This is a genomic window from Streptococcus sp. KHUD_014 (assembly GCF_051106275.1).
Lineage (GTDB): Bacteria > Bacillota > Bacilli > Lactobacillales > Streptococcaceae > Streptococcus.
The window spans coordinates 1,603,968-1,623,538 of record NZ_CP193666.1 but is presented as its reverse complement, the minus strand read 5'-3'; the positions used below and the strand labels follow the sequence as shown (position 1 = coordinate 1,623,538).

At 39.6% G+C, this 19,571-nt stretch carries 16 protein-coding genes and 1 CRISPR repeat array (1 of these 17 only partly in view); all 16 genes read left to right on the top strand.

From position 1 onward, the window contains the following. The 16 genes from fmt to cas2e all read left to right on the top strand — a co-directional run bounded on the left by fmt (position 1) and on the right by cas2e (position 18,588). On the top strand, positions 1-936 hold the full coding sequence (gene fmt / locus ACORHT_RS07790) for a methionyl-tRNA formyltransferase (RefSeq protein WP_434349946.1): 936 nt from the start codon (positions 1-3) through the stop codon (positions 934-936). Beyond that, positions 929-2,242: a 16S rRNA (cytosine(967)-C(5))-methyltransferase RsmB gene (rsmB, locus tag ACORHT_RS07785; protein WP_434349945.1), complete on the top strand. Its 1,314-nt coding sequence runs from the start codon at positions 929-931 to the stop codon at positions 2,240-2,242. Before fmt ends, rsmB begins: the two co-directional genes overlap by 8 nt. Before the next feature lie 15 nt (positions 2,243-2,257). Further along, positions 2,258-2,998 carry a Stp1/IreP family PP2C-type Ser/Thr phosphatase gene (locus tag ACORHT_RS07780; protein ID WP_434349944.1) on the top strand — a complete coding sequence of 247 codons (741 nt, stop codon included), beginning with the start codon at positions 2,258-2,260 and terminating at the stop codon, positions 2,996-2,998. Continuing rightward, positions 2,995-4,878, top strand: a complete 1,884-nt coding sequence (pknB, locus tag ACORHT_RS07775) for a Stk1 family PASTA domain-containing Ser/Thr kinase (RefSeq protein WP_434349943.1) — start codon at positions 2,995-2,997, stop codon at positions 4,876-4,878. The genes ACORHT_RS07780 and pknB overlap by 4 nt, the downstream gene beginning before the upstream one ends. Before the next feature lie 86 nt (positions 4,879-4,964). Next, entirely contained in the window at positions 4,965-5,723 is a 759-nt protein-coding gene (locus ACORHT_RS07770) for a threonine/serine exporter family protein (protein ID WP_434349942.1), read from the top strand. A 1-nt stretch (position 5,724) separates the two neighbouring features. Further along, positions 5,725-6,174 carry a threonine/serine exporter family protein gene (locus ACORHT_RS07765; RefSeq protein ID WP_414321265.1) on the top strand — a complete coding sequence of 150 codons (450 nt, stop codon included), beginning with the start codon at positions 5,725-5,727 and terminating at the stop codon, positions 6,172-6,174. Between the two features lie 164 nt (positions 6,175-6,338). Continuing rightward, on the top strand, positions 6,339-7,511 hold the full coding sequence (locus ACORHT_RS07760; RefSeq protein ID WP_434349941.1) for a hydroxymethylglutaryl-CoA synthase: 1,173 nt from the start codon (positions 6,339-6,341) through the stop codon (positions 7,509-7,511). Beyond that, positions 7,511-8,785: a hydroxymethylglutaryl-CoA reductase, degradative gene (locus tag ACORHT_RS07755; RefSeq protein ID WP_434349940.1), complete on the top strand. Its 1,275-nt coding sequence runs from the start codon at positions 7,511-7,513 to the stop codon at positions 8,783-8,785. The genes ACORHT_RS07760 and ACORHT_RS07755 overlap by 1 nt, the downstream gene beginning before the upstream one ends. A 482-nt stretch (positions 8,786-9,267) precedes the next feature. Further along, positions 9,268-12,048, top strand: a complete 2,781-nt coding sequence (gene cas3 / locus ACORHT_RS07750) for a CRISPR-associated helicase Cas3' (RefSeq protein ID WP_434349939.1) — start codon at positions 9,268-9,270, stop codon at positions 12,046-12,048. After that, positions 12,035-13,702 (top strand): type I-E CRISPR-associated protein Cse1/CasA, encoded by a 1,668-nt coding sequence (locus tag ACORHT_RS07745; RefSeq protein ID WP_434349938.1) that lies wholly within the window; start codon positions 12,035-12,037, stop codon positions 13,700-13,702. The genes cas3 and ACORHT_RS07745 overlap by 14 nt, the downstream gene beginning before the upstream one ends. Before the next feature lie 9 nt (positions 13,703-13,711). Next, a complete protein-coding gene (gene casB / locus ACORHT_RS07740; RefSeq protein ID WP_434349937.1) occupies positions 13,712-14,305 on the top strand; it encodes a type I-E CRISPR-associated protein Cse2/CasB in 594 nt (197 codons plus the stop codon). Further along, complete coding sequence (gene cas7e, locus ACORHT_RS07735) at positions 14,295-15,368, top strand: type I-E CRISPR-associated protein Cas7/Cse4/CasC (protein WP_434349936.1); 1,074 nt, start codon at positions 14,295-14,297, stop codon at positions 15,366-15,368. The genes casB and cas7e overlap by 11 nt, the downstream gene beginning before the upstream one ends. Positions 15,369-15,377: 9 nt before the next feature. Beyond that, positions 15,378-16,097 carry a type I-E CRISPR-associated protein Cas5/CasD gene (gene cas5e, locus ACORHT_RS07730; RefSeq protein WP_070461138.1) on the top strand — a complete coding sequence of 240 codons (720 nt, stop codon included), beginning with the start codon at positions 15,378-15,380 and terminating at the stop codon, positions 16,095-16,097. 4 nt (positions 16,098-16,101) lie between these two features. Next, complete coding sequence (gene cas6e, locus ACORHT_RS07725) at positions 16,102-16,749, top strand: type I-E CRISPR-associated protein Cas6/Cse3/CasE (RefSeq protein ID WP_434349935.1); 648 nt, start codon at positions 16,102-16,104, stop codon at positions 16,747-16,749. Next, complete coding sequence (gene cas1e / locus ACORHT_RS07720) at positions 16,743-17,681, top strand: type I-E CRISPR-associated endonuclease Cas1e (protein ID WP_434349934.1); 939 nt, start codon at positions 16,743-16,745, stop codon at positions 17,679-17,681. Before cas6e ends, cas1e begins: the two co-directional genes overlap by 7 nt. Positions 17,682-17,685: 4 nt before the next feature. Then, positions 17,686-18,588, top strand: a complete 903-nt coding sequence (cas2e, locus tag ACORHT_RS07715; protein ID WP_434349933.1) for a type I-E CRISPR-associated endoribonuclease Cas2e — start codon at positions 17,686-17,688, stop codon at positions 18,586-18,588. 23 nt (positions 18,589-18,611) lie between these two features. Continuing rightward, positions 18,612-19,571: direct repeats of the CRISPR family, unit length 28 nt; unit sequence GTTTTTCCCGCACACGCGGGGGTGATCC (it continues 595 nt past the right edge of the window).

The following is a 19,571-nucleotide window of genomic DNA, read 5'->3' as shown; positions in this document are numbered from 1 at the left end:
ATGACAAAACTAATATTTATGGGAACGCCTGAATTTTCAGCGACTGTTTTAAAGGGACTTTTGACAGATGACCGCTACGAGATTATTGCAGTTGTAACTCAGCCAGACCGTGCGGTTGGACGTAAAAAAGTCATCCAAGAAACCCCAGTCAAACAAGCAGCCAAAGAGGCAGGACTTCCTATTTACCAACCCGAAAAATTATCGGGTAGTCCAGAGATGGAAGCTATTATGAATTTGGGAGCTGATGGGATTGTAACAGCAGCTTTTGGACAATTCCTCCCAAGTAAACTCCTTGATAGCATGGATTTTGCAGTCAATGTTCATGCTTCGCTCCTTCCTAAACACCGTGGTGGTGCTCCTATCCATTATGCCTTGATTCAGGGTGATGAGGAGGCAGGAGTAACCATTATGGAAATGGTCAAGGAAATGGATGCAGGAGATATGATTTTTCGTCGTAGTATTCCAATTACAGATGAGGACAATGTTGGAACCTTGTTTGAAAAATTGGCAATTGTTGGTCGTGATCTGCTTTTGGATACTTTGCCTGCATACATTGCTGGCGAGATTCAGCCTCAACCACAGGACCCAAGCCAGGTTACATTTTCGCCTAATATCAAACCTGAAGAAGAAAAGTTGGACTGGAGCAAGACCAATCGTCAACTCTTTAACCAAATTCGTGGGATGAATCCTTGGCCAGTTGCTCATACTTTTCTAAAGGGCGAACGCTTCAAAATCTATGAAGCACTCCCTGTAGAAGGTCATGGAACTCCAGGTGAGATTCTTTCCATCGGTAAGAAAGAATTGATTGTCGCAACGGCAGAAGGAGCTCTATCTCTCAAACAGGTTCAACCAGCAGGAAAACCTAAAATGGACATTGCTTCCTTCCTCAACGGCGTGGGGCGGACTTTGGCAGTAGGAGAACGATTTGGTGACTAAAGTAGAAACGGCTAGAAGTTTAGCCTTGGAGGTGCTAGAGGACGTTCTTGTCAATCAAGCCTACTCAAATATCGCCTTAAATAAACACCTCAAGGGAAGTCGACTGTCAGCGGTGGACAAAGGTTTAGTGACAGAGTTGGTGTATGGAACCGTAGCTCGAAAACTCACACTTGAGTGGTACATTTCGCACTTTATCGAAGATAGAGACAAGCTAGACAGCTGGCTTTATGTTCTTCTTCTCATGAGCGTTTATCAACTCCAATATCTGGATAAGATGCCTGACCATGCAGTGGTCAATGAAGCAGTTGGAATTGCTAAATTTCGAAAAAAGGGGAGCGAAAAACTAGTCAATGCAGTCCTTCGCCGTATTCTGCGAGAAGGTTTGCCAGATATTGCCGCTATCAAGCGTAAAAATAAGCGTGATTCTATCGCCTACTCTTTGCCAGTGTGGTTGGTTTCTAAGCTAAAGGAAGAGTATGGTGAAGAGCGAGCGCAAGCGATTTTTGAGAGTCTTTTGCAACGCAATAAAGCCAGTATCCGTGTGACAGATTTGAGCCGAAAAGAGGAAATTAAAGCTCTGCTTGATGCAAGTGCTTCTGCTTTATCAGCTTCTGCTTTGGTGAAGGAACAAGGCCACTTTGCGGGTCATGACTTATTTGCAGAAGGCGCTATTACTATCCAGGATGAATCTAGTCAACTGGTTGCACCAACTCTTCATCTGCAAGGAGACGAGCAGGTTTTAGATGCCTGTGCCGCTCCAGGTGGGAAAACAGCCCACATGGCCTCATACCTCACGACAGGTCAAGTGACTGCATTGGATCTCTACGACCATAAACTCACTTTGATTCAAGAAAATGCTCAGCGTTTAGGTGTAGCGGACCGTGTCCAAACGCAAAAACTGGACGCTCGAAAAGTGCATGAATTTTTTGGCAATGATCAATTTGACAAAATTTTAGTAGACGCTCCTTGTTCAGGGATTGGTCTATTGCGTCGAAAACCAGATATCAAATATAATAAAGAAACGGCAGATTTCGCGTCATTACAGAAAATTCAGCTGGAAATATTAGGTAGTGTTTGTCAAACACTACGAAAAGGTGGTATAATAACCTATAGTACCTGCACTATTGTCTCGGAAGAGAACTTTAAAGTGGTTCAAGCATTTTTAGAAAGTCATCCCGAGTTCGAGCAGGTTAAACTAGATCACGAATGCAAGGATATTCTAAAAGATGGCTGTATCCTTATTACTCCAGAATTATACGGAAGTGATGGATTCTTCATCAGCCAATTTCGTAAGATATCCAATTAGGAAGGAACTGACACAATGGAGATTTCATTATTAACAGATGTGGGTCAGAAGCGTACAAATAATCAAGACTATGTCAATCTTTTTGTTAACCGAGCAGGTTGTACAATGATTCTCTTGGCTGACGGAATGGGAGGTCATCGCGCAGGAAATATTGCTAGTGAAATGGCTGTGACTGACTTGGGTGTGTCATGGGTAGATACCCAGATTGACACGGTCAATGAAGTTCGCGAATGGTTTGCCCACCATCTAGAAGTTGAAAATCAAAAGATTTATCAACTAGGACGAGATGAAGCCTACAAGGGAATGGGGACAACCCTCGAAGCTCTTGCAGTTATCGGAAATCAGGCAATTTATGCCCATATCGGAGATTCTAGAATCGGTCTTATTCGAGGGGAAGAGTACCGTCAACTGACAAGTGATCATTCCTTGGTTAACGAATTGCTCAAGGCGGGTCAATTGACACCAGAAGAGGCAGAAGCGCATCCACAAAAAAATATTATCACCCAATCTATCGGACAAAAAGACGAAATTCAACCTGACTTAGGAATTGTCAGCTTGGAAGCAGGAGACTATCTCTTGCTCAATAGCGATGGTCTGACAAATATGATTTCAGCTAGTGAAATCTGTGATATTGTCACAAGTGATATCTCACTTGATGATAAAGCGGCGACCTTGATTCGTTTTGCTAACAATGCTGGTGGCCTTGATAATATTACAGTTGCCCTTGTTTCGATTGAGGAGGAGGCGGCACAATGATCCAGATCGGCAAGATTTTTGCCGGGCGGTATCGGATTGTCAAACAAATTGGCCGTGGAGGTATGGCGGATGTCTACCTGGCCAAGGATTTGATTTTAGACGGGGAAGAGGTAGCTGTAAAGGTCCTAAGGACTAACTACCAGACTGACCCGATTGCTGTTGCTCGTTTTCAGCGTGAAGCGCGTGCAATGGCTGACTTAGATCATCCCCATATCGTTCGGATAACGGATATCGGCGAAGAGGACGGTCAACAGTACCTGGCTATGGAATATGTAGCCGGTCTTGATCTCAAGCGCTATATCAAAGAACACTATCCCCTATCAAATGAAGAAGCTGTCCGTATTATGGGTCAGATTCTCTTAGCTATGCGCTTAGCGCACACTAAAGGTATTGTCCATCGTGACTTAAAACCTCAAAATATTCTTTTAACTCCTGATGGAACGGCTAAGGTGACGGACTTTGGGATTGCCGTAGCCTTTGCAGAGACCAGTCTGACTCAGACCAACTCTATGCTGGGCTCTGTCCACTACTTGTCACCTGAGCAGGCTCGTGGCTCTAAGGCAACTGTCCAGAGTGACATCTATGCCATGGGGATTATCTTCTATGAAATGCTGACAGGACATATCCCATATGATGGCGATAGTGCAGTAACCATCGCCCTCCAGCATTTCCAGAAACCACTGCCGTCAGTCATCGCTGAAAACCCATCTGTTCCCCAAGCTTTGGAGAATGTGGTTATCAAGGCAACGGCTAAGAAATTGACTGATCGATACCAGTCGGTTTCAGAGATGTATGTTGATTTATCCAGTAGTTTGTCTTATAACCGCAGAAATGAACCTAAACTTGTTTTTGATGATGCTAGTAAGGCAGATACCAAGACCTTGCCAAAAGTTCCTCAGACAACCTTAACATCGATTCCAAAGGTTCAACCACAGCCAGAAATTTCTCAGACTGCTAGAGTCAATCCAGAGGTTGCTGCGAAAGAGCCGCTGGAAAAACCAGTGAAAAAACGTCGCTTTAAGGCACGTTATCTAGTTCTCTTGGCAAGCTTCGTATTGGTCTTGGCTTCCCTTGTCTGGATTTTATCCAGAACACCAGCTACCATTGATATTCCAAATGTAGCAGGTCAAACAGTTGCTGAGGCCAAGGAAACCTTGAAGAAAGCAAACTTTGAAGTTGGTGATGAAAAAACTGAGGCAAGCGAAACAGTGGAGAAAGGTCGTGTCATTCGCACGGATCCTGAGGCAGGTAGTAGCCGTAAAGAGGGAAGTAAGATTAATCTGATTATTTCAACTGGTAAGCAATCCTTTAAGATTGGTAATTACATTGGTAAGAAATCTACAGATGTCATTGCTGAGTTGAAGGAGAACAAAGTTCCCGAAAATCTGATTAAGATTGAGGAAGAAGAGTCCAGTGAATGGGAACCAGGGGTGATTTTGAAACAAAGTCTCTCAGAAGGTACGAACTATGATCTCACCAAAGCGACCCCTATCGTTTTGACTGTTGCTAAAAAGGTGACAACTGTTCCTATGCCAGGCTACATTGGTTCAAGTCTTGAATTTACAAAGAACAACTTGATTCAAATTGTAGGTGTGAAGGAGGCTAATATCGAGGTAGTAGAGGTGACGACAGCACCTGAGGGAACTGCCGAAGAAACCGTTTTGGATCAAAGTCCAAAACCAGGTGAAAAAATAGACTTAAGTACAACTCGTATTAAGATTTCTATTTATAAACCGAAAACACCACCATCATCATCTTCTGTCCCATCTTCAAGCCAGCGCAATACTAATAGAACGGACAATACAGTGCCATCACAAGGTCCAACAACTCCATCTTCGTCTTCGCAAACTCATGTGGACGAACATAGCACAAACAACTAACCAATCTTTGTCACAGTTTTTGTGACAAAGATTTTTTTTCCTTCAAATTTGTGATAAAATAAAAGAAGCTTATCAAGGAGGGAAATATGGACGAATCAAAAAAACTGAATGCAGTTATTGATGTCATTATGCTTGCAGGAACGATTCTGCTTCGAAATGGCTCTGAAATCCATCGTGTTGAGGATACTATGATTCGTATTGCGCACTCGCAAGGCATTATGGATTGCAATGTCCTAGCCATGCCTGCAGCCATTTTCTTCTCCATTGAAAATACCAATATCTCTCGTATGAAGCGAGTTACTTCCTCTTCCTATAATATTGAAAAGGTTTGTGATGTCAATCAGATTTCACGGCAGATCGTGGCTGGTCAGCTTGATTTGGAGGCGGCATTCATTGAGCTGAATGCATTAAATGTAAAACCTTCTCCCTATACCAAGGTCCAGTTAACGGTGGCAGCGACTCTGAGTGCTCCATTTTTCTCCATCATGTTTGGGGGAAATCCTTACGATGCGATTGGGGCAGGAGTGGCGACCTTGTTTGCCTTCACCTGTTCGCTCTATGTAGAAAAATTTATCCGTATTCCCTTTATGACAGCTTTTGCAGGGGCCTTCGTCTTTGGCTTGATTGCACAATTTTGGGCGCGTTATTCAGGTTTACCATCGACAGCTGATTTGGTTATTGCTGGCGCGGTCATGCCCTTTGTGCCAGGGATTGCCTTGACTAATGCTGTAAGAGATATTATGACCAACCACATCAACTCTGGTATGAGCAAGATGTTTGAATCCTTGCTGATTACCCTAGCTTTAGGGGCTGGAACATCAGTCGCCCTCGTACTAATGAACTAATATGACACTAACAACATTTTTATTGCAAGCTCTTGCGAGTCTGCTTGCTATCATCACGTTTTTAATCGTTTTAAATGTCCAACGTTCCATGCTCATTCCTGGTGGCGTTTTGGGAATGTTCATCTGGCTACTTTATTTGCTCCTCAAGGAGCCGACGAATGTTATTATGGCGACCTTTATTGCGGCTGTGATTGGTTCTTGTCTTAGCCAGATTATGAGTATTATCTATAAAACACCAGCAGTTGTCTTTGCTCTTGCTACCTTGGCGCCTCTAGTGCCAGGTTATCTGTCCTATCGGACAACTTCTTTCTTTGTGACAGGCGACTTCAGCCACGCCATTACCAGTGCAATGCTAGTGGTCATGTTGGCTCTTGTTATCTCTATAGGAATGGCGAGTGGAACGGTTGTCCTCAAATTGTACTATCATCTCAAAAAGAATCGGGCTAGCTAAGACTCGATTTTTTGTAGCCCTAAAGTTCTGTTTGAAAAATGAGATAAGGTTTTTAAAATGAACTTGATTTGGGGAATCAAGTCTTTTTTAGCGCTTTTGACTTCAATTGTGATAAAATAGAGGTGAACGAATTTTTACAATGAATGATAAAAATAGAGGTAAATATGACAATCGGTATTGATAAGATTGGTTTTGCGACCAGTCAATACGTTTTGAAATTACAAGATTTAGCAGAAGCTCGAGGGACTGATCCTGAAAAATTGAGTAAAGGACTCCTTTTAAAAGAATTAAGTATTGCTCCTTTAACAGAGGATATTGTTACTTTGGCTGCCAGTGCAGGGAATTCTATCTTAACAGAAGAAGAGAAGCAAGAGATTGATATGGTTATCGTAGCAACAGAATCTGGAGTCGATCAAAGTAAGGCGGCTGCGGTTTTTGTACACGGTCTACTTGGAATTCAACCTTTTGCTCGTAGTTTTGAAATCAAAGAAGCTTGCTATGGTGCAACTGCGGCCCTTCACTATGCTAAGTTACACGTAGAAAATTCTCCAAAATCAAAAGTTTTGGTACTAGCCAGTGATATTGCAAGGTATGGTGTTGAAACTCCTGGAGAACCAACTCAAGGTGCAGGCTGTGTTGCTATGTTGATTAGCCAAAATCCACGTGTTATGGTCTTCAACAACGATAACGTTGCGCAGACTCGTGATATCATGGACTTTTGGCGTCCAAATTATTCAACGACACCATTTGTAAATGGAGTCTACTCAACACAGCAGTATTTGGATAGCTTAAAAACGACTTGGGAAGAGTACCAAAAGCGTTATGATTGCGACTTGAATGATTTTGAAGCTATTTGTTTCCATTTGCCATATCCAAAGCTAGCTCTCAAGGGCTTAAAAAAAATCTTGGATAAGTCCTTGCCACAAGAGAAGAAGGATCGTCTTCAGAAGCACTTTGATGAGTCGATTATCTACAGCCAAAAGGTAGGAAATATCTATACAGGTTCTCTCTTTTTAGGACTTTTGTCCCTACTTGAGAATTCAGCTAGCCTTAAGGCAGGAGATAAAATTGCCCTCTATAGCTACGGAAGTGGCGCAGTGTCAGAGTTTTTCAGTGTAGAGTTGGTGCAAGGTTATGAGAAACAATTGTTGACTAACCGCTTAGAGTTATTGGATCAACGCCAAACTTTAAGTGTGGCAGACTATGAGCGAATCTTTTTTGAAGAAGCAAAACTGGATGAGTCAGGTTCTGCAACAATGTCAGGTTATGAAGGACAAGACTATGCTCTTGTTGAGATTGTAGAACACCAACGTCGCTACAGCAAGGTTGAAAAATAATGAAAAAAAATTGGAATGGATTTGCTAAAAAATCAATTCAAGAGCGCCTAGAACTAGTTAAGTCTCAGGCGCTTACTTCTAGGGAAGCCCAAGAAAGTCTTGAGCAAAATGAGAATCTCAGTCTAGCAGTTGCGGACCAACTGAGTGAAAATGTGGTGGGGACCTTTTCTCTCCCATACTCAGTAGTTCCAGAAGTACTGGTAAACGGTCAAGAGTACACCGTTCCTTATGTTACCGAAGAGCCATCTGTTGTTGCTGCAGCTGCTTTTGCAAGTAAGATTATCAAACGTGCGGGTGGTTTTACTGCTCAGGTTCATCAACGCCAAATGATTGGTCAGGTAGCCCTCTATCAGGTTCCAGATAGGGATAAAGCTCGTCAGGTCATTCTGAGTCAAAAAGCAGAGTTGCTTGAACAAGCAAACCAAGCCTATCCATCTATTGTCAAACGTGGTGGTGGAGCCAGAGAGCTAACAGTTGAGAAAATTTCTGGTGAGGCTGACTTTTTAGTGGTTTATCTCCATGTGGATACTCAGGAAGCCATGGGAGCTAATATGCTCAATACCATGCTTGAAGCTTTAAAACCTAGCTTAGAGGCTCTAAGTCAAGGGCAAAGTTTAATGGGCATTCTATCCAACTATGCAACAGATTCTCTAGTAACCGCAACTTGTCGGATCGCCTTTCGTTATTTGAGTCGCCAGAAGGATGAGGCGCGTGAACTAGCTGAAAAAATGGTTTTAGCCAGCCAGTTTGCTCAAGCAGATCCTTATCGAGCAGCTACTCACAACAAGGGAATATTTAATGGAATCGATGCTCTCTTGATTGCGACAGGAAATGATTGGCGTGCCATTGAAGCGGGAGCGCATGCCTATGCCAGTCATGATGGTTCCTATCGAGGTCTCAGTCGTTGGACGATGGATTTGGAAACAGAAGAGCTAATAGGAGAGCTGACTATGCCGATGCCAGTTGCTACCAAGGGTGGATCAATTGGTCTCAATCCTCGTGTAGTTCTCAGCCATGAGTTGCTAGGTCATCCATTAGCTAAGGAATTGGCTCAAATCATCGTGTCAATTGGTCTTGCACAAAACTTTGCAGCTCTTAAAGCTCTAGTCAGTACAGGTATTCAGCATGGGCACATGAAACTTCAAGCGAAGTCACTAGCCCTCCTAGCTGGTGCTACAGAGGCAGAAGTTCCTAAATTGGTTGAAAGCTTGATTGCTGAAAAGACCTTTAATTTAGAAAAAGCCCAGCAATTTTTAAAAGACTGGCGGTCTTAACTAGTTGAAACCGTGGTATTAGTCTCAAAAGATGAAACATAAGAAAAACAAATTCATTATCAATTGAAAAGTCTCACATATAACGATGAACAAGAGAGGATTACATTATTCTCTCTTTTTTTGATATTTGAATTATAGAGAATGTACCCATTATGATTATTACTTCCCTTGTTATTATGCTTCATAACTAATATAGTTGTTTTTCAACAATACAATCCTTTACAGTTAATTTAAGGGAAATATCATCCATTTCTTACTTTAGGGTATGGAAGTGAAGCAATTCTATGGTGAATGGTTTTATAGTAATACAGATCATTCTAGTAATGTTTTAAAACTCCTCTAAAAAGGATTTTCCCATTCTTATGTTTACACTTTTTTTGCAAACAGCATGCTTTTGTAACCCCTTCCATGTTTGTTGTTGTATTTTAAAACTTTTAGGTATAAAATGGAAATATATAAAATGGGATGAAGAGGGATGAATCATGTCTAAGAAAAAGTCCGATATGCTTTGGGCTAAGAAAAAGGAAGAAAATGGTAGATTTTTTTGGTTACCCTTGTCTCTGCATCTAGAAGATACAAAAAATATAACTGGACTTCTCTGGGAGCATTGGTTAAGTGAGGGGCAAAAAAAACTGATTGAGGATTCTCTGGATTCAGTAACATATGATAGCGGTTTAGGGAAACGACTTGCACAATTTTTAGCTGCTGTTCATGATATCGGGAAAGCAACTCCAGCCTTTCAAACTCAAAGAGGATTTGCAAATTCAGATGATTTGGATATTCAACTATTAGAAAAATTGGAGCTGTCAGGATTTACTAAAATTAGTTCACTTCAACTATCATCACCGAAAAAGAGTCATCACAGCCTTGCAGGTCAATATTTGCTATCTAGTTATGGTGTTCAAGAGGATATTTCGGCTATTATTGGTGGACACCATGGACGACCTATTGATACGATTGAGGATGTAAAAAATCAAGGGAGCTATCTTTCAAACTATTTTCAAAATGAAAGTAAGGAGAGTGCTATCCATAAGAACTGGGATTTGGTTCAAAAAGAAATCTTCAACTGTGCTTTAGATGAGTTGGGGTTTGACTCTGTGAGAGAGCTTCCTAAAATTAAACAGCCAGCTCAAGTTATCTTATCAGGATTGCTGATTATGGCTGACTGGATTGCTAGTAATGAGCACTACTTTCCTTTATTGAGTGTCAATGAAAAAGAGGAGGTAGATAAGTTAAGTCGCCTTCAAGATGGGTTTGAAAGGTGGAAAAAAACTAGTTTGTGGCAACCTAAATATATCTCAAAACCAGATAGTCTCTATAAGGAAAGATTTGGATTTGAACCTAATAATGTTCAATCAATCTTATCTTATGTTATTACTCAAATATCTAAACCTGGGATTGTAGTTCTAGAAGCACCAATGGGGTTAGGGAAGACAGAAGCTTCATTGATTACGGCAGAGCAGTTAGCTACTAAGACGGGAAGAAGCGGTCTTTTTTTTGGTTTACCAACTCAGGCGACATCGAATGGGATTTTTAATCGTATTGAAAAATGGGTTGAAAGTTTAAAAGATGATTCTGAAGACATACTATCTATTCAGTTGGTACACGGGAAAGCAGCTCTAAACGAAGATTTTTTAAAACTTAAAGCTAATACATTTAATTTTGACGATGTAGAAAATGGTAGTGTTATCATTAATGAATGGTTTTCTGGGAGAAAGACTTCGGCTTTAGATGATTTTGTAGTGGGCACTGTTGATCAGTTCTTAATGTTAGCATTGAAACAAAAACATTTAGCTTTACGTCATCTAGGTTTTAGTAAAAAGGTTGTTATAATTGATGAAGTTCACGCATATGATGCTTATATGAGTCAATATTTGATGGGGGCGATAAAATGGATGGGAGCCTATGGTGTTCCAGTAGTCATTTTGTCAGCGACATTACCTTCTCAACAAAGAGAAAATATCCTTAAAAGCTATATGTCTGGGATGGGGATCAAATGGCGAGATATTGAAAATACGGACCAATTAAAGACAGACGCTTATCCTTTAATCACTTATAATGATGGCTCAGAGATTCATCAAGTTACAACATTCAATAAGCAAAACATAAAAGACATTCACATCATTCGTTTACAAGAAGAGCAGTTATTGAGAACGGTTAAAGATGGCCTTGAGGGCGGTGGAGTAGTTGGAATCATTGTCAATACAGTGAGAAGATCCCAAGAGTTGGCAAGAAACTTTTCGGAAATTTTTGGAGATGATATGGTGGAATTACTTCATTCCAGTTTTATTGCGACCGAAAGAATCCAAAAAGAGAAAGAATTATTACAACAAATCGGAAAAAATGTAGAACGTCCACATAAGAAAGTTATCATTGGAACTCAGGTGATTGAGCAATCCTTGGATATTGATTTCGATGTGATGATAAGTGATCTGGCACCTATGGACTTGCTAATACAACGTATTGGACGACTTCATCGACACCAAATAGAACGGCCTCAAAAGCATGAAATAGCTAGGTTTTACGTTTTAGGAACTTCCCAAGAGTTGGATTTTGAAGAAGGAAGTAGTTTTGTTTATGGTGATTATCTGTTAGCCAGAACTCAGCACTTTTTACCAGATATCATGAGATTACCAGATGATATTTCACCATTAGTCCAGAAAGTTTATTGTCCAGATTTTACAATTGAGTTTTCAAGTCAGGAATTTCAGCAAAAATATTTAGATGCTAAGACGGAGCATGATGTCACGATTAAAAATAAGGAAACAAAGGCAAGAACATACCGTATCGATGATCCTGTCTTAAAAATATCGAGACATAGAAACAATAGTCTGATTGGTTGGTTGAAGAACCTGCATCCAAACGATAGTGAAGAAAAATCTAATGCTCAGGTTCGTGATGTTGAAGATACAATTGAAGTGATTGCTTTAAAGAAAATGTCTGATGGCTATAGCTTATTTATTGAAAATCAAGATATATCTCAGAATATTGATAATCCTTCGGTCGCTAAAAAAGTAGCACAAAATATTTTACGACTTCCGATGAGTTTATCCAAGGGCTATAATATCGATCAAACTATTGAAGAGCTTGAAAGGTATAACAACAGCTATTTAAGTCAATGGCGAAATTCATCGTGGTTAAAAGGAGCTCTCGGGATTATTTTTGATGAAAACAATGAATTTATTCTCAATGGGTTTAAACTCTTATATGATAAAAAATATGGAATTACAACGGAGAGGTTGAATAAGAATGAGTCGATTTAATTTGCTAGATGAACCCTGGATTTCTGTGGTTTATGATGAAAAAGGAACAACAAAAGAAGTTTCCTTGCAGGAATTGTTTATAAATGCTCATCAGTACAAAGATTTAGCAGGAGATACAAAAACGCAAGATTTTGCTGTGTTGCGAGTTTTGCTGGCTGTGTTACATACTGTCTTTTCACGCTTTGATGCAGATGGTAATGTCTATGAGTATCTGGCAGTAGATGAGCGGTTTAAACAAATTGAGCCTGTGGAAGAATCTGATATTGCTGACTATCAGGATGATTTATATGATACATGGATAGATCTTTGGGAAAGTGGTAAGTTCCCAGACATTGTTAATCATTACCTAGAAAAATGGCGGGATCGCTTTTACTTATTTGATGAGGAATATCCATTTTTTCAAGTTAGAAAAGAGGATATTGCAGCAGATAAAATTAGTAAAGCAAAAGCAAGCAGTATCTCTGGGAAAAATATCAATAGAACGATTTCAGAGAGTGATAATAAGTTAGCCTTATTTTCCCCCAAGAATAGTAAAAATAAAGAACAATTGACTGCTTCCGAACTTACACGATGGCTTTTAACTTTTCAAGGGTACTCAGGATTATCCGATAAAGTTATTTTTGGAAAAGAAAAATATAAAGTGTCAAAAGGCTGGTTGTTTGATATCGGTGCAGTTTTTATACAGGGAACTTCTTTATTTGAAACGCTGTTACTAAATTGTATCTTGCCATTCTATGACTATGGTAATTTAGAAAGTATTCAATGTCCCTGTTGGGAATTTGCTAGTTCTGATAATATTAATCGCTATTTGTCTGGTAGTGAATGTACAGATTTAGCTAATCTGTATACGATTTGGAGCAGAGGGATTTATATTAATCCAGAATATGATTTAAATAAGCCTTTCTCTTTTGAGATTGTAAAATTACCCGATATCAATCATCAGGACAATTTTTTAGAGCCAATGACAACATGGAAATATAATACTACAGGAGAAAATAAAGATAGCTATACTCCTAGGAAACATCTCTTGAATAAATCGTTGTGGCGGTCTTTTGGTTTGCTAGCAGTAGAAAATAGAACAGGGTGCTTTAGAAAACCGGGAATTATTGATTGGCTAGGAGATATAGGTGACATAATAGGAAATAGATTATTTAATATTATTTCCATTAGTATGCAGGACGATGGAAATGCTACTTCATGGCTTCCGACTGATGAAGTTATTGACTCTATACTTATCAATGATTTAGTTTTGGCGGATTTTAATGAGAGTGGTTGGGTACCACGTATTAATGAGGTAGTGGAAGAAACAAAAACTGTCATTTCTAAAATATATAAACGCTATATAGAAGATCTAAAAGAAATCAGGAATATCTCAAACAACAATTATACTAATCAGATGGTTGAAATGCTCTATTTCAAAATCGATCACCCTTTTCGAGAATGGTTATCCAGTATTCTACCAGATGATGAAAAGGATCCTAAAATCAAAGAATGGAGAGATTTGCTGAAAAAAATGGTTAAAGCTGAAGCAAAGAGCATCTTAGGTCAAGGAGGAACGAGGGACTACCTCGGTATTGAAAAAGATGGTCGAATAAAAAATATTGCAACTGCTTATAATTCATTTGATTATTTGCTTCATCAACAATTAAAATAGGAGGTGTGTGTGTTGGAACAATCCAAACAGACAGTTGGTTCTGTCACAAAAAGAATTATTAGACAATTGAGTTATGAGTTGGAGTCACCATCGAGTAAAGCTGCTCTGGCAAAAATTAGAAAAACGTTGGGTAAACCCTTGAGCGATGCAACAGATATCTGGCCGATTTTATTTGAGCATTTACCAGAGGAGTTTGTCAATCCATACCAGCAGCCTAGCTATGAGGAGTTAGCAATTTATACAGCTATCCAATTTTACGCCTTACATCAACAAGGAACTTCAACGGGCGTGATGTTAGATGAGCCCGATACTTATCAAAATATCGGTTCTGCTCTTAGTCAACTTCGAAAAGGAGATGACACGACAGCCATTGACAGAAGGTTCAATGTTATGATTACATCATCAACTTTTGAAGAGTTTACCTACCATTTACGCCACATGATGATGTTACTCAAAACAAAGTCTCCTGCTACAAAGGTTGATTATGCTAAGTTAGCTGAGGACTTGTATTGGTTTTTAAAAAATGTACAAGAAGATCTTCGCCTAAATTGGGCAAGATCATATTATAAACAAATCAAAGGAGAAAAACACAATGACAACTAACCAACGCTTATTTTTAGATATTCATGCTATACAAACCTTGCCACCTTCAAATATGAATAGAGATGATACAGGTAGCCCAAAGACTGCTCAGTACGGAGGTGTAAAAAGATCGCGCGTGAGTTCTCAAGCTTGGAAGAGAGCTATAAGAGACTATTTTAACACTTATGGAGAACAGTCTAATGTCGGTGTCCGAACAAAAGACATTGTAAGATATGTTGCAGGTAAAATTGTAGAACTAGATAATTCTATCAGTTTTGAAGATGCACTAACCAAAGCAGATACAGTCTTGATAGCTACTGGAATTAAGAAAAAAGGTAAAGTCAAGGCACTTTACTTTATGGGGGATAGACAAGCTGAGAAATTAGCACAAGCGGCCTATGAAAATCTGACTGATAAAAAAGAACTTCAAGAACTAGCTAGCTCAAATCCAGCCATTGATGTTGCTATGTTCGGTCGAATGGTAGCTGAAGATCCAGTTCTAAACGAGGATGCTTCCTCTCAAGTTGCCCATGCTATTTCAACACATGCTGTACAAACTGAATTTGATTTCTTTACTGCTATTGATGATTTAGCTCCAGAGGATAATGCAGGTGCAGGTATGCTGGGAACCATCGAATTTAACTCTTCTACGCTCTATCGTTATGCCAATGTTGCGATTCATGAATTATCAAAACAACTAGAGGATGAGAAATCCTTAAAGAATAGTTTGAATTTATTCATCGAAGCATTTGCAAATTCACTCCCGACAGGGAAAGTGAATACCTTTGCCAATCAAACTTTACCACAGGCTCTAATCGTTTCTTTGCGTGATGATCGTCCTGTTAATCTTGTCAGTGCTTTTGAAGAACCTGTTAAATCAACAAATGGTTATGTGGCAAAATCTATTGAAAAACTGTCTAAAGAGTATACAAGAGTTGAAAAATTCGTGAATAAACCACTTTTGACTTTCTATGTGACTTTGGATGAGAATGAGAGTTTAAAACAAATAGGTGAGGAAAAATATTCAGTTTCAGAATTATTAAAAGATTTTTCGGAAACATTAGGACAATACCTCAAAAAATAGGTGAATGGCATGAAGACTATTTTGTTGAAATTTGCTGGCCCTTTCCAATCTTGGGGGACAAGTTCACATTTCGAAACAAGACATACGGATTTTTATCCTTCTAAGAGTTCTGTTATTGGGTTGATTGCTTCAAGTCTTGGATATCGTCGAGACGATGATGAAAAAATTACTCGTTTAAACGAGCTAGATTTTGCAGTTCGAGTGGATCAACAAGGAAATTTACTCAGAGATTTTCATATCGCACAAAAGTTTACAGAAAAAGGAAAGTTTGAACGAAATTATGTCACAAATCGTTATTATTTAGAAGATGCTGTTTTTGTAGTGGCTCTTTCTCATAATAATGAGCAGTTTTTGGAAATGATTTTACAAGCTTTGAGAAATCCCTATTTCCAACCATTTATGGGAAGAAGGGCTCTGCCGTTAACTGCAGATTTTATCTTAGGTGAGACTGAGATTGGAGCAGTTGAAAGTTTGAGAACTCTTGAGTGGCAAGCTTCACCATGGTTTATGAAGAGAAAGCTTATGGATGTCGTAACTTTAGAAATCTATTCTGATAGACATTTAACCGATAGAGGTATTTATCAACTGAGACAAGATGTTGTCAAGTCTTTTTCACAAAAGGGGAGAAGGTTTGGTTATAGGTATGAAACTAGAGAACTGGTTCAAGTTCGGAATTCGTTTCGAGATAGAAATACGTCACATGATGTTTTTAAGAATATAGGAGATTGATGGTATGTATATCTCAAGAGTAGAAATTGATCGCACCAATCGCAGAAAAATTAGGTGCTTAACACATATAGGAGCTTATCATGCTTGGGTAGAAGAGAGTTTTCCAGAAGAAATGGAACAATCTATTCGAACAAGGAAATTATGGCGTATAGATCGTATCCAAGATAAAGATTACCTGATTATTGTTAGTGAGAATAAACCTGATTTACAACGATTAGAAAAATATGGGATTTCTGGTAGTGCTCAAACTAAGGATTATCAACAATTTTTAGATAATATCTATACTGGTAGCCGAATGAAATTTCGAGTGGTTCTTAATCCAGTTATTTCCTTAGTATCACAAGATAATCTTAAAAGAGGTATTGTAAAACCTCATGTTACGAGAGAATATCAGATGAATTATCTAATAGACCGCTCTGACAAAAATGGATTTTCACTGATAAAAGAAGATTTTTCAATCGTTGAACGTGGTTATGAGGTGTTTAAAAAATCTGTTAAACCTATAAGATTGGTAAAGGTTGTTTATGAAGGAATCTTAACAGTTAGTGATGCAGATCTTTTTAAGAAGCTTTTGACAGAAGGAATGGGAAAGAAAAAAGCATACGGTTTTGGTTTAATGACCGTTATTCCATTGGGAAACGAACCATGGTAAAAAAAAGTGGAACGAAGAAAACATCTCTGCGAGAACTTCCTAAAATAAGCGATCGTGTCAGCTTTATTTACGTAGAACACGCAAAGATAAATCGTGTGGATAGCGCTATTACAGTGCTTGATAGCAACGGAACAGCTAGAATACCTGTTGCTATGATTGGTGTATTATTGTTAGGACCGGGTACTGATATTAGCCATCGTGCTGTAGAGTTGATAGGAGATGCTGGAACCAGTATGGTTTGGGTTGGTGAGCGAGGCGTTCGTCAGTATGCTCATGGAAGATCCTTAGCACATTCGACAAAATTCTTAGAGAAACAGGCTAAGCTGGTTTCAAATTCTCGGTCGCGTTTAGCTGTTGCCCGTAAAATGTATCAAATGCGATTTCCTGGTGAAGATGTCACCACATTAACAATACAGCAACTACGGGGTCGTGAAGGAGCTAGGGTGAGAAAAGCATATAGGATGCAATCTGAAAAATTCAAGGTTCCTTGGGATAAAAGGGACTACCGACCTGATGATTTTGAAGGAGGGACGGTAGTGAATCAGGCACTATCCGCAGCTAATGTAGCACTTTACGGTTTGGTGTACAGTATAGTGGTAGCGCTAGGTGTTTCTCCAGGTCTTGGTTTTGTACATACCGGCCATGATTTATCCTTTATTTATGATATTGCAGACTTATATAAAGCTGAATTGACTATTCCCTTAGCTTTTGAAATTGCAGCTAACTATACTGAGGATGATGATATTGGTAAGGTTGCTCGATTGAAAACAAGAGATTCCTTCGTAGATGGCAAGTTAATGGCTCGGATAGTTACTGACATTCAATATTTATTTGAAATAGATGATGAAGAGGAGTTAGTGATTGATACGCTTTCTTTGTGGGATGATAAGGATAAACTTGTTAAACATGGAGTTAGTTATACGGAGAATTAATAATATGCCACTGACTGTTTTAACTTTAAGAAATGTTCCGCCGTCTTTAAAAGGAGATTTAACCAAGTGGATGCAAGAAATTGCCACAGGGGTTTACGTTGGAAATATCAATACTAGGGTTCGTGAAAAGTTATGGGATCGTATTAAGGCGAACGTTGGAAAAGGTGAGGCTACAATTAGTTACGACTTTAGAAATGAAATTGGCTATCAATTTGATACCGTAAATGCTCAGCGGGGTGTCCTAGACTATGATGGAATCCCATTAATTCTATTACCTAGCCAAACAGACAGCAATGGGGAAATATCCAGTTTTGGATATAGTGATGCTGCTAAGTATAGACGCATCAAGCGTTTTGGCAGTCATTCAGAAGTTTCTTCAAAACCACAAAGTTCCTATATTGTGATTGATATTGAGACGGATGGTTTAGATGAGAATGAACATACCATTATAGAAATTGGGGCACTTAAGGTTACTCCATCCACTACAGAAGAGTTTAATGCTCTTATCAAATATGACGGAATCTTGCCTACGAAGATTTCTAAATTAACGGGAATTTCTCAGGCTCTATTAGAACTAAATGGTCGAAATTTAAAAGAAGTACTTTCCGATTTTTTGCTTTTTATAGGTGAATCAGCTTTAGTTGGCTATGGTATCAATTTTGATGTTAAGTTTATTAACAATGAGCTTAGCAAGTTGGGTTTGCCTTTATTATCAAATAAAACTCATGATTTAAAGAAATTTGTCAAGAGTGAAAAACTATTTCTGGCTAACTATCAATTACAGACAGCTCTTAAGGAATATGGAATTGAGGAGGTAGTTCCTCATAGAGCTTTACAGGACGCTAAGTTAATCTATCAGTTATCAACAAAAGTGAATAAATTTTTGGATAGAATCAATCGAGATTAGCGGTTTCAATAGGATCTTTTAGTGTTTTTCCCGCACACGCGGGGGTGATCCCAGCTCTTATTGCGGCTCTATATGTAACATTGAGTTTTTCCCGCACACGCGGGGGTGATCCTAGAGTGACAATTGCGCTGTCACCGTGGTCAGCGTTTTTCCCGCACACGCGGGGGTGATCCTGGCTTTCGAGGAGTTGCAAATCCATGCGACTAGTTTTTCCCGCACACGCGGGGGTGATCCTAGATCGTTATCTTCTATAAGAGGCTCCATTGAGGTTTTTCCCGCACACGCGGGGGTGATCCTACTTAACAAATGGAGATATACCATACGATGAAGTTTTTCCCGCACACGCGGGGGTGATCCCGCTCCAACCGCTTCACAAAATTCATAGCATTTGTTTTTCCCGCACACGCGGGGGTGATCCCGCCTATAAACGACTTACCTTGTCCTGAAAAACGTTTTTCCCGCACACGCGGGGGTGATCCCACTACCTGTGATTTTCTAGGAATTAAGTATGCGTTTTTCCCGCACACGCGGGTGTGATCCTATAGTCACCTTTGGCAACTTCTAACATAATATGTTTTTCCCGCACACGCGGGGGTGATCCTAAATACGGACCTCTTGTAGGACAACCGTTCGAGTTTTTCCCGCACACGCGGGGGTGATCCTAAATAGAAAATCCGTCAGTTGAGGGAGTACCAGTTTTTCCCGCACACGCGGGGGTGATCCCACTCGCCCTATTTTCAGAAGCTGGTAAGCCTATGTTTTTCCCGCACACGCGGGGGTGATCCTATGGTTGACGATGTTTTGGCACATACAGAAACGTTTTTCCCGCACACGCGGGGGTGATCCTACAATGAAATATAATAAAACAAAATACCCAAAGTTTTTCCCGCACACGCGGGGGTGATCCTATGTTTATTTATGAAGATTTAGAAACAAAAAAGTTTTTCCCGCACACGCGGGTGTGATCCCGTGGCCACAGAGAG